Source organism: Phycisphaerae bacterium (genome assembly GCA_012729815.1).
In the GTDB taxonomy this organism is placed as follows: Bacteria; Planctomycetota; Phycisphaerae; order JAAYCJ01; family JAAYCJ01; genus JAAYCJ01.
In genome coordinates this window covers 1-10702 of sequence record JAAYCJ010000329.1, presented here as the reverse complement: position 1 = coordinate 10702, position 10702 = coordinate 1, and the positions used below count along the sequence as shown (strand labels likewise).

Genomic DNA, 10702 nt, shown 5'->3' with positions numbered 1-10702 from the left:
GTCGAACCGGCCCTCCCAAAAATCGGTCCACCGCCCGACCAGATCGTCCTCGACCGCTGCGTCGATCCGCCGCTCCAGGTCGTCCAGGTACTTCCCAAGCCGCTGCGAAATCATCCGTTCACCTCACTGTGTCAACCGGTGCCCGTGCGCACGCGCCAAAAGCGCTACTCATACCGGCAACGTTCCCCCAAGGCAAGCGCCTGATCCGCCGGGACCGCTCTCCGGTCAGGAGAAGTAGACCCGCGCCAGCAGCAGATCGCCGATATACTGCATCCGGTTGTACTGGTCGCCGCCGTCGATCCAGTAGGGTTGATCGGGACCGTAGCCTGGGATGTACTGCTGGAGCCACTCCCCGGTCATGACCCACGACTCCTCGTCGGAGACGTTGATCACGTTGAAGTTGCCCATCCGAGCCCCCTTCTCCGGCAGGACGATCCGCTCCGCCTGTCGCAGTACGCACAGCCGCTGCGGGTCCACCTGGGTTATGAACAGCGGGGCCCGGCTCCGCACGACCCCGTTGTTCAGTTCGCTGCGGCGGTTGTAGACCAGGTACAGAGCGTCGTCGCGGGTCAGCCAGTGCTGCTGGGTGTTGTAGTTGCCCAACTCCGAGCCGTCGTCGAACGTCCAGGTTCGAAGCTCCTCAAAGTGCATCCCGTCGTCGCTTCGCGTCACGTATCCTCTCAGGTCGTGACGGATGGTCAGATAGAATCGCCCGCCGAATCGGGTGAGCGAGGGCTCCGCCAAGCCGCGCTCGGTATCCACCCGGTGGATGCTCCCATGTTCAATCGCCCGCACCTCGTCACCGTCGAAGCGGCATCGGACGACTGTAATACCGGGACATGACGCCTTGCCGGTAACATCGACGTTCCAATGGCTTGCCGGCATCAGAATGGTTCCGTCGTCGCATTCGCACCATTGGGAACAGCCGACGAAGGAGAACCGATGGTCCGGTCCGGATGCGGGAGGGGCGATTCGCCGCCAAGGTTTGAAGTCGCCCGCATGCCGATCCCACACGGCGGAGACGATTGCGCCCTCGAAACCGGAGACGTGTTCCTCGTTCTTCTGATACGGCTGATCGCCTCGATCCGCGGTGAAGTAGGTTCCGCCCAGCCCCAGCACGGTGTTGGTGGCCTTGTGATAGTAGACGCCGACCCCGGGGCGTTCGAACACCTCGTGCCCGGCCGGGCGCGTGGCGGCCTGTCCGAAGAGGGTTCGGATTCTCTCCGTCCGACGCTCCATCACGTCGGGCGGCACGGGCTCGGCGAGCAGGGTCATGCTCTGCATCGGCGGCGTCCAGGTTTCGCCCAGGTCGCCGGTGCGAAGCCAGAGCGTCGGGCCGATGTCCATACCCGTCAACTGCGCCACACCGACCAGAATCTCCGGCCCGCCGTCCCGGCCCGCTCCGGGCACCGCCGCCAGGCTCGGCGCGAACCACGCCTGGCTGTTGCGACGGCCTGGCAGAACGGTGTGATTCGTAATCGCACGGATCCTGCTCATCGTTGAAGCATTCCTTTCCAGTGGAATCACTCTGTTTCCAGCATATACCACAAGACCTTGTCTTGGGGCTGGATGGTGAAATGCACCTGTCCGTCCTGGTATTCGGTCTCCAGCGGCATGGCTCGTTTGCCCGTCCAGTCCAGTAGCCAGCCGTTCATGGGACGGCTGTGAACCAGGCTCACGCGGCCGGAACTGGGTTTGACCACGGGGTCCGTTTCCGGAACCACTCCAATCCCGCCCGCGTAGTAATGCAAGGTTTCCTTCTCGCCCGTAGGGAGGTAGGGGGCTTCCATTTCCACGGCTCCGAGGAATTCCGTTTCCCGGGGCAAGCTGATGGGTCCCAGGGCGACCAGAATGCGCTTCGCCTGCTCGATCTTCTCGTCATCGAGGGCGATCAGGGTCAACGAATACTCTTCTCCTGCGGGCGCCTCAAGGGTCATGGGCCCGGCCCGGAGGGTTCTTCCTCCGACCTCCCCGCTGAGTATCGCTGCTTTGTCGGCATGGACGGCCAGGACGCCGGCCGGGTAATAAACCGGGCAGCGGGCCCTGAACTCTTCCATGTCGGTCGGCAGACTTCCGAAAAAGTCGACCTGCGGCAGGTCCGGCGGCCCGGAGGGTATCCCATGATATTCCGGACAGTTGAAAAGTCGATATCCGTACTTGGCCATGCCTTCGAAAACCCCTTTGGCCATTGTCAGGTTTTCCGCCAGAAGATCGGGTGAGCTGGTCACACGCGCGTCTCGCTCGGCGCCGGGAATCCGTTGCCCGTGGAAGATCAGCGCAGCCGCCAGCATATTCGACATTCTCGAAGGATCGCCGATCGAGGCGAACTGGCCGCACTTCCGCGCCTCCACGGCGTCCCAGGGCGACTGAACCAGGTTGAACATGAACAACCCGTCCCACTGCTGTCGTTGGGCGAGGACGACGATGTCCAGCGGCGCCTGATACCGCTTCGGGGCGAATCCGCCGCCGTTCCACTCGCCCACGGTGAACGGCTGATACCCGATCCGCTGATGGGCGAGGTAATTCAGCCAGGAGGGGTTGTGGACAAATCCCCAGTATCTGTTGTTCCGACCGTCCTCTTCGACTTCCACGGCCCGGCGATGGGCGTAGTAAGCATGTCCCTCGGCATAGTCTCCCATTGCGGCAGTCGGCCATTCCACGGAGTTCACGTATCCATTCCCTGTCGTGATCGGAGCGCGGACGCCCAGTTCGTCCCGGTAGAACCGAAGGAATTCCCGGTTGAACCGCCGCTCCGTCCACTGCCAAAACCGTCTCCTCGCCGCGACGGGAACCGAATCGTAGTCCCGCGCCGGCCGGAGAACCTCCGGATTGGTCTCCGCCCGCCATTCCCTCCAAAGATCCTCGAACGCCCCCCGATACGCCTCGGGAACATTGGCCAGGCGAAACGTATCCCACCGGCTCATCCCCGGTTCGTTGATGATGCAGATTCCCAGCAACGCGGGGTCTTCCGCCAGCGTCGTGCCGGTATGCGGGTTGACGCCCGCCAGAATCCTCCGCAGATACATCTTGTGATGTTCCTGTAGAGCGTCCACGAAGTAGAGGAATGGAAGCCCCTTGCGGCGAAAATCCTGTCCGCCCGCGTTCGCCGGCGCCATGGGGTGGTGTTCTTTCAGGTGAAAGAAGAAATGGTGCATCCCGTCCAGCGTTACGTAGATGCCCTGCTTCTTCAGTTCGGCGATGAAGTAGAACCACCGATCCAGGGCGCCCTCGTTGAACACAAGGGTATCCGTGTTGCTCCATACGACCAGTGCGTCATTGTTCCACAGCGCGTCCAGATGTGAAAACCGTACGGCGTTGAAGCCGTATTTTCTCAGATAGCGCGCCACGATCGGGGCCTGCTCCCGGCTGGGCGCAGCGCCGTGGGCCGAGAGGTTACATCCCCAGAACCGAATTCGCCGGGGCGGGTCGCCGACGACGAAAAACTCCTTCTCCGCCCGCACGTGCCCGTATCGGCCCGCCGGTTCGTGGAAATAGGGAGAGAAATCCCACTCCGCCGGACCGGTCTCCCGCCAGTTCAGGTTGAGGGGATACCAGTCGTCGCCGATGGGATCGACGATCTGGCCGCCCATTGCGGCTTGAATCGCCGGCTGCGTATCGGCCTCCGCAGCAGAATCGCGCGGAGCAAGAACCAGCGCCAGAGCCGCCAGCCAGATTATCGTCTTCACGGATAGACTCCTTCCCGTCTGTCGATCCACCGCCGGATCTCCCCGGCATCACCGGAAGAGAATCTGGTTGTACGACGTCGACGAGAACCGTCGTTGTTGCGGATCGAGTTCGTGCCCCTGCCGCCATCGCACCGATCCGTCCAGGTAGAGCGCATTGCCGCCCATGATTACTCCTATTCCGGTCCGGCCAATTCCAATGTTAACGCCACCAGTGCGTATTTGCCCTTGGCCGCCTGCAGCGTTATCCGCTCGATCGTCTTGTCCGGCTGCGGGTTCTCCCATTGGTACACGTAGATAGCGACCGGGTCGTGGCGGATGCAGTATCCCTGCCACGCGACGTCGCCCGACTGCAAGGCCGGGGCCGCACGCCAGTCGGCCAACTCGTGGAGGTTCCGCATCTGGTGTGTCGCCTCGGCGCCGTCCGTGTAATGCACGGCGACGTGTACGACAGGTTCCGGCTCGGTCTCGTTCCAGCCGATCTGGGCGGTGTGGAGGAACCAGATCGCCTTCGCCCGCGAACCGATCGGGATCTCGTAGCCGTTGGGGTCCGGCGCCGCTTCGCCGATCACCACGCACGAGCATCCCTCGTTCTCCTGCGGGTCGATCAGGTCGAACTCGCATGGTCCAAGCATCAGCCGGTCCGGGAAAGCCTCCTTCGGGCAGCCCATCCCTTTGCGGTCGAGGCCGACCTGGTTGACCGGGAAGAACCGCATGTCCCACTGCGGCCCTTCGTCGAACCAGCCGCCGGTCCCGTCGCCGGCCTCCTCATCGACGAAGCCGCGGTTGGCTGCGGTCTCCAGGTCCACGAAGGTCAGGCTGGCCGGCTCTTCGGCTGTTCTCGAAGCCACCGCAACGCCAAGATTGTTGAGCAGCGTGGTGATGATCCGGATGCAGCGGGTCTTCTCCTGCTCGAGGCCCTGGTCCCAGCGGATCTGGTCGATCACGATCCGCCGTCCGTCCTTTTCGACTGTCGCCAGTGCGCCCGGCGTCGTTGCCGGCCGCCACGGACTCGATTCTTCGACATTCAGCACGTATTCGCACAGCGTCTCGGTTGGTTTGATCTGGAAGCACTCCCAGTTGACGCCGAAATAGCCGGTCTGCCAGAAGAAATCATCGTTCGACAGACCGTCAAGGATCGGGTCGCGGCCGTTGCGGATGACCTGGCTGACCGACTGCTCGGCCAGCCCGATCGAAACGCCTAACAACTCGGCGGCTTTCTCGGCCGTCGCCGGCGTCAGGCGATGCAGTATGATTGTCTCGCCCTTCGCGGTTGCCGCAGTCAACTTTTCCGTGAACGCCTCAATCGGCAGTGATCCGTCGACCAGGAACACCGTCGCCTGCTCGACGTCCACGAGGCTCACGCCCTGGTTTCGCAGCAGTTCCCGGATCGGGCCGCTCTCGTCGGCCATTACGCACAGCGCCTTGTCGGCCGGCGCCACCGGTCGAAGGGCGCCGCGCAACAGGTTGCACAGCAGGGCGGCTGCGGCCGGTTCAGTGGCGAGTCGGCCGGCGATGTTCATCTGGCACAGTACGAATCGGCCATCGGCGATCGGCAGCTCGATCAGCGGCGCCCAGCGCATGCCCGTCGTTCCGCCGGCGTCCAGGACCACCCGCAGGCCGCCGCCCGTCGGCTTGGCGAACGTTTCGCGGCAGGCGTAGGTGTCCGGCCGCCAGAGTTGCAGATCCTGTGGGCCGAGCCCTCCGAGCAGCGGATGGTTGGCGGCTGCCGCGAATGCGTGCGTCGAGAAATGCGTCCCTCCGGCGTCGATCGTCACGCCGCCGGGCAGCCGACTGCCGTTCGGTACGTTGCACAGGACCGCCCGTCCACCGCCGCCCACATACTCCGTCAGCCGCCACAGATCGTCGGCGTTGACCTTCGCACCGTACACCAACAGCAGCTTCGGCTTGGCGGCGAGCGCCTCGGTGATGCTCGATGCGACTCGCACCGCCTTAACCGTCGCCTGCAGTTCGTTCGCCAGCGTCTCATTGCCGGCGACCGCGACCACGCCATCACCGGGCCAATCCAGCTTGTCGGTCGGCGGAAAGACGCTCCAGGCCATCCGCTCGCCGTCAGTCGCGTCTTGATCGCCGTCGAGGAGTCTCGTCGTGAACGTCAACTCCTGCTTGGCCAAGACCTGCGGCATGGCGATCTCCATGATCCGCTCAGCCGTTTCGCCGCCGGGCAGGTCGAATTCCTCGCGTTTGGAGAAGACTTCGCCCTGCGGTCCGGCCACCAGGACTTCCAGCACGAATCGCCGATCGACCAGCGTGTGGTTGTAAACGTAGATCGTCCGCCGCACTTTTTCACCGGAGAAGAACGTGCCGTTCTTTTCGTAGACGGCGAGGATGATCGGACGGACCTCCGGGCCCGCCTTGCGCATCACCTCCCAGACGTCCCATGGATTGACGCTGAACACCTCGGCGTGGGCGTAGCCCTCGTTGATCCACCTGTACGCCTGCAATCCCGCGGCCACCCAGCCGTCCGGGTCCACGTACGCCGCATCGCCTGCGTATTGGCTGACGCCGTGCGGGTAGCGCAGGCAATACGGCGGGAAGAAATACTCGCCGATGCTTAACGGCTTGTCCTTCTGCCAGATCCACTGCATCCACGGCGGAAGCTTCTCATCCAGCCAGTACATCGTGGTCGGCAGCATGCAGCCGGGTTTGTAGATCTGCCACGGATAGTGGAGGCTCGCGGTCGGGGCCCGGCCCTCCAGGTCCTTGTCGCCGTCGAAGTGCACCGTCCGCGTTGGGTCGAGCTTCTGGGCGAGCTTGCCCAGTTCATCCAGCCGCTGAACGTGCAGGTCGTACTTGTCCTTCGAGTAGAACGTGACCTCATTGCAGATGTCCCACAACAGCACCGAGGGGTGATTGCGGCCCTCCCGCACCACGCCCTCGACGTGTTCGCGGGCCATCTTCCAGGCCGCCGTATTTGGATCCTCAGGCAGATCGTCGTGCTTGATCGGCATCTCCACGAAAACCAGCAGCCCTTCCTCATCCGCGATCTCGTTGATGTAGTCACTGGTGTTGCGGTGGGTGCGAATGGCGTTGTAGCCCCACTGGCGGTACTGCCGCAGGTATTCGCGGATCAGCTTGCCGTCCGGCCAGGTCTGGTACGGCAGCATCGAATACCGCCGCACAAACAGCTTCTTGCCGTTCATCCGCATCAGGTGGCCGTCGATCCAGAACTCCCGGAAACCGAATCGAGCGGTCCTGCCGCCGATGCATTGGCCGTTATTGTGCAACTCCACTCCGACCCGGTACAGATACGGCCGATGGGGCCACCAGAGCTCGGCGTCGGGCCACGGCTTGCTCAGTTCGACCACCTCACTCTGGCCCGCCGCCATGTTCACCTTGACCGGTTCGAACCGCTGGACAACGTTGCCGTCGTCCTTGACCCAGGCGACCAATTCCATTTCACCGTTGTCCGGCGTTCCGTCAAGCCGATCGACCGTCACTTCCAGGGTTAGCGTCCCTTTTCGCACGCTGGGCTTTAGGAACACATCCGCCACGCGCACCGGCGCCTCGGCTGTCAGAGTCACCGGCGCCGCGATCCCACGATAGCAGTTTTCCATGTAGGGAGGGGAATGCGGAGGGTTGTACACGAAATACTGACACGTGCCCACGATCAGTTCATTCGCCTCGCCCGGCCGAACCTTCCCGGTCAGATCGACGGCGTAGGCATAGCCCGCGTCGATCTGCACGTGCACCAGTTCGCCGTTCCAGTAGACATCGGTCTTGTAGTGTGTCTTGCCAAAACGCAGCGTCACTCGTTTGCCCGCCCAATCAGCCGGGATGTCCACCTTCCGCCGGTACCAGGAAACCCACCCAGCGAACGGGGGATGCGGGACCTGCACGGTTGTCCACTCGGCATCCGTCATCGGCGGCACAAAGCTCCCGTCCGGTCCCAGTACGCTCTTTTGCCCCGTGTTCGTCATTTCCCACGTCCCGCCCAGATCAATCTGGAGCGAAGGGGCGATCAGCAACTCCGGATCGACCACCGGTCTGACCGATCGCTCACTTTCCGGGACCACGCCCGCAGGCAGCGCGCCCGCCGACCAGATCAGACACAGCGCAATGATGACAATGGGAAATCCTCTGTTCATCGATTCTCTCCGACATCAGCGGCCTACCAGGGGTAGGGATTGTAGGCCGTGTCAATTCCGCCGATTACGACCGAGTTGAATTTCACCTTGAACACTCCGTCCCTGTCCAAGGCTGCCACGTGGCCATCGGCGAACGCCACCTCCGCGCGCCCGAGATGACGAAGCGCGACGGCGTAGGAACTCATTCGCGGATCGTGCGGCCAACGGTTCCGGTGAATCACAACAAGCTGGGTATCGGTAAACGCCGCCGCGGAGTCCGCGAAAAAGGGCTCGCTTGCGGGATACTCGATTGCTGCCATTTGCACGGGCCAATGCTCGGGCGTCCCGTATGAATACCGCTCGGCCCTGTACCAGCCGCTGCTCGGGTCTTTGGTCTCGGGTGGCCTATGCCCTGTGGGGCACCAGCAAAACTCTTTGACCTGTCGGCTCATGTTCACGGTGTCGGGCGACAGGTTCCGAGGCTCTGGCCCGCCCCAGATGCCGACACGGTCCATATAGAACTTGGCCCCGCGATATCCGTAACCATCCGACCCGTAGATCCAGTACGGCGGCAGCGTCCGGTGGTCGTCGAAATAGACCTGCGCGCCGCAGATGACCTGCTTGAGGTTGGCCTGGCACGTCACCGCTTGGGCCTGGGCCCGCGCCGACTGCAACGCCGGCAGCAGCATCGCCACCAGCACCGCAATGATCGCCACCACTACCAACAGCTCGATCAACGTGAACGATTTCGGATTTGAAGGAGCCGCCAACCCGTTCATGTTCGTGCTTCTCCTCAATCAGCAATCAACAATCAGAAATCAGCAATTCCCCGCCTTTCCCGTCGACTCCCGCACCACCAACTCCACCGGCAGCAGCGAGTCCTCGACCTCTTGCCCCTCCATTACCGCGACCAGTTTCCGCACCGCCTCGCGGCCGATCTGTTCCCACGGCTGACGCACGGTGGTCAGTGCCGGACTGCTGAGTTCGAACGCCATCGAGTCATCGTAGGCCGTCACGCTGACCTCCTGCGGCACCCGCACGCCTCGCCGGTGCAACCCCTGGAGCATCGCCATCGCCAGATACCCGCCGCTGTTGACGATCGCGGTCGGCGGCTCGGGCGAGCTGAGCATTCGGTCGAGCATCTCGTCCTGCTCGGTTGAGTCATTCATGCACCACGACTTCGCCGTGGATACCCACGAGGCCAGAACGGGCAGCCCGCGTTCCGCCATCATCTGTTGATACGCCTCCTGCCGGCGAAGCACGCTGAAGTTGTCCAGCGGGGCGTTGATGAACGCGATCCGCCGATGCCCCAGTTCAAACAGGTGCTCCATCACCAGCCGGATGCCCTCGCCGTCGTCGCCGCGAATCAGCGGCAAGAGGTTTCCCCAGCCCGAGATTGCCACCGACCGGATCTCCCGCTCGACCAGCCCAGCCGCCGCCGGGGCCATCGCCGCCCCACCACCAAACAGAATCACCCCGCAATCCCGCAGCCTCTCCAGCCCCGCCAACCCTTCTTCCCAGAATACCTGGAACTGACACGGCAACTCCAGTTCCCTGGCCTGCTTGAGGACCCCGTCGTAGAGTACCTGCTCGAACGATGACCACTCGCTGCTGCCGTGACGCACCGGGTGGTCGGCCAGCACGACGATCGATTGGATCGCCGCCCGCGCCTCAGCCACGAACGTCCCCTTGCCGTTGACCGCATGCACCAGCCCCCGGTCGCTCAGCCGCTGATACGCCTGACAGACCGTCCGCGTGTTGACCCCCAATTCCCGCATGACCGCTGAGACACTCGGCAGCCGATCCCCCGGCTGAAGCTGCCGCGACAGAATGAGCCGCGAAAAATGCTCCTCGATCTGCCGGTACAGCGGCACCCCACGCTCCCCATTGAGCCTCACCGCCTTCATCTTCGTCTTCGTTCCCGTCATGACCACGCCCTTCCACAACCCTTGTCTAGCGTTGTCTAATGCTTAGGATACAGAGCTCGGTCACAGATGTCAATGGGCAAGGTCCAAGCAGCGAAGTGCAGGCCCGATGCCCTCGGCTGGGAGCAAGGAAGGCGAATAAAGCCAATATAGAATAAGCTAGGGTGATTGAGGCGCAGCACCCGACGTGAAAGGCGTGGGCCTCTACTCCTCCAGCCGCGTGCCGACCTCTTCCCATTCCTTCCAGAGCGTCTTGAGTTCGGCGTCTTTGGTCTGGTATTCGCGGCCGAGTTGTTCGACTTTGCCGAGCTGTCCGGCTTGGCCGGCTTCGGTGATGCGGCGGTTCAATTCGGCCAGGGCCTTCTCAGCCGCGTCAATTTGGGTTTCAAGCTGCTCGTGGCGGCGCTTGAGCCGCTGGGTCTGGTTGGCCTGGCGCTTGGCTTCGCGGAGTTCAGCCTTGCGGTCTTCTTTGGACTGCGGCTTGCCCTCGGCGTTCGGCCGGACCTGCTCGGCTTCGCGACGGCGCTGCCGCCACTCCAGGTACTCCTCCCAGCCGCCGGGCACGCACGTGACCGTCCCGGCATCGACCACCCAGATCTGGCTCGCCACCGCATCGACCAGGTAGCGGTCGTGGCTGACAAAGATCACCGTCCCGTCGAACCGCTGCAGCACGTCCTGAATGATCTCGGTCGACGGAATGTCCAGGTGGTTGGTCGGCTCGTCGAGCATCAGCACGTTCGTCGCCCGAAGCTGCAGCCGCGCCAAAGCCACACGGCTTCGCTCGCCGCCGCTCAGGTCGCCGACCTTCTTGACTACATTGTCGCCGCTCAGCAGCAGGCCGCCCAGAATCGTCCGCGCCCGCTCCAGCGTGCACTTGCGGTCCACCTCCAGCACCGAGTCCAGCGCGCTCAACTCGGGCCGCAGTTCCGTGTGCGTCTGCGAGAGATACCCGAACTTCACGTTCGCCCCGTGACGCACCTGCCCGCTCAGGGCCGCAAGCTCGCCC

Annotated in this window: 6 protein-coding genes; all 6 read right to left on the bottom strand. The window is 63.4% G+C overall.

Going from position 1 to position 10702, the window contains the following annotated elements:
* Positions 1-225: 225 nt before the first annotated feature.
* Complete coding sequence (locus tag GXY33_21395; protein ID NLX07702.1) at positions 226-1497, bottom strand: exo-alpha-sialidase; 1272 nt, start codon at positions 1495-1497, stop codon at positions 226-228.
* Between the two features lie 26 nt (positions 1498-1523).
* Positions 1524-3686 carry a hypothetical protein gene (locus GXY33_21390; GenBank protein NLX07701.1) on the bottom strand — a complete coding sequence of 721 codons (2163 nt, stop codon included), beginning with the start codon at positions 3684-3686 and terminating at the stop codon, positions 1524-1526.
* 173 nt (positions 3687-3859) lie between these two features.
* Positions 3860-7792 carry a hypothetical protein gene (locus GXY33_21385; GenBank protein ID NLX07700.1) on the bottom strand — a complete coding sequence of 1311 codons (3933 nt, stop codon included), beginning with the start codon at positions 7790-7792 and terminating at the stop codon, positions 3860-3862.
* A 23-nt stretch (positions 7793-7815) separates the two neighbouring features.
* Positions 7816-8550: a DUF1559 domain-containing protein gene (locus tag GXY33_21380; GenBank protein NLX07699.1), complete on the bottom strand. Its 735-nt coding sequence runs from the start codon at positions 8548-8550 to the stop codon at positions 7816-7818.
* Positions 8551-8589: 39 nt separating this feature from the next.
* Complete coding sequence (locus GXY33_21375; protein NLX07698.1) at positions 8590-9699, bottom strand: substrate-binding domain-containing protein; 1110 nt, start codon at positions 9697-9699, stop codon at positions 8590-8592.
* A gap of 201 nt (positions 9700-9900) precedes the next feature.
* A partial coding sequence (locus GXY33_21370) for an ABC-F family ATP-binding cassette domain-containing protein (protein NLX07697.1) occupies positions 9901-10702 on the bottom strand: 802 nt, incomplete at its 5' end.

Coding starts and splice junctions, on each gene's coding strand:
- GXY33_21380 (NLX07699.1), bottom strand. CDS start 8,550: ATGAACGGGTTGGCGGCTCCTTCAAATCCGAAATCGTTCACGTTGATC.
- GXY33_21375 (NLX07698.1), bottom strand. CDS start 9,699: ATGACGGGAACGAAGACGAAGATGAAGGCGGTGAGGCTCAATGGGGAG.
- GXY33_21385 (NLX07700.1), bottom strand. CDS start 7,792: ATGAACAGAGGATTTCCCATTGTCATCATTGCGCTGTGTCTGATCTGG.
- GXY33_21395 (NLX07702.1), bottom strand. CDS start 1,497: ATGAGCAGGATCCGTGCGATTACGAATCACACCGTTCTGCCAGGCCGT.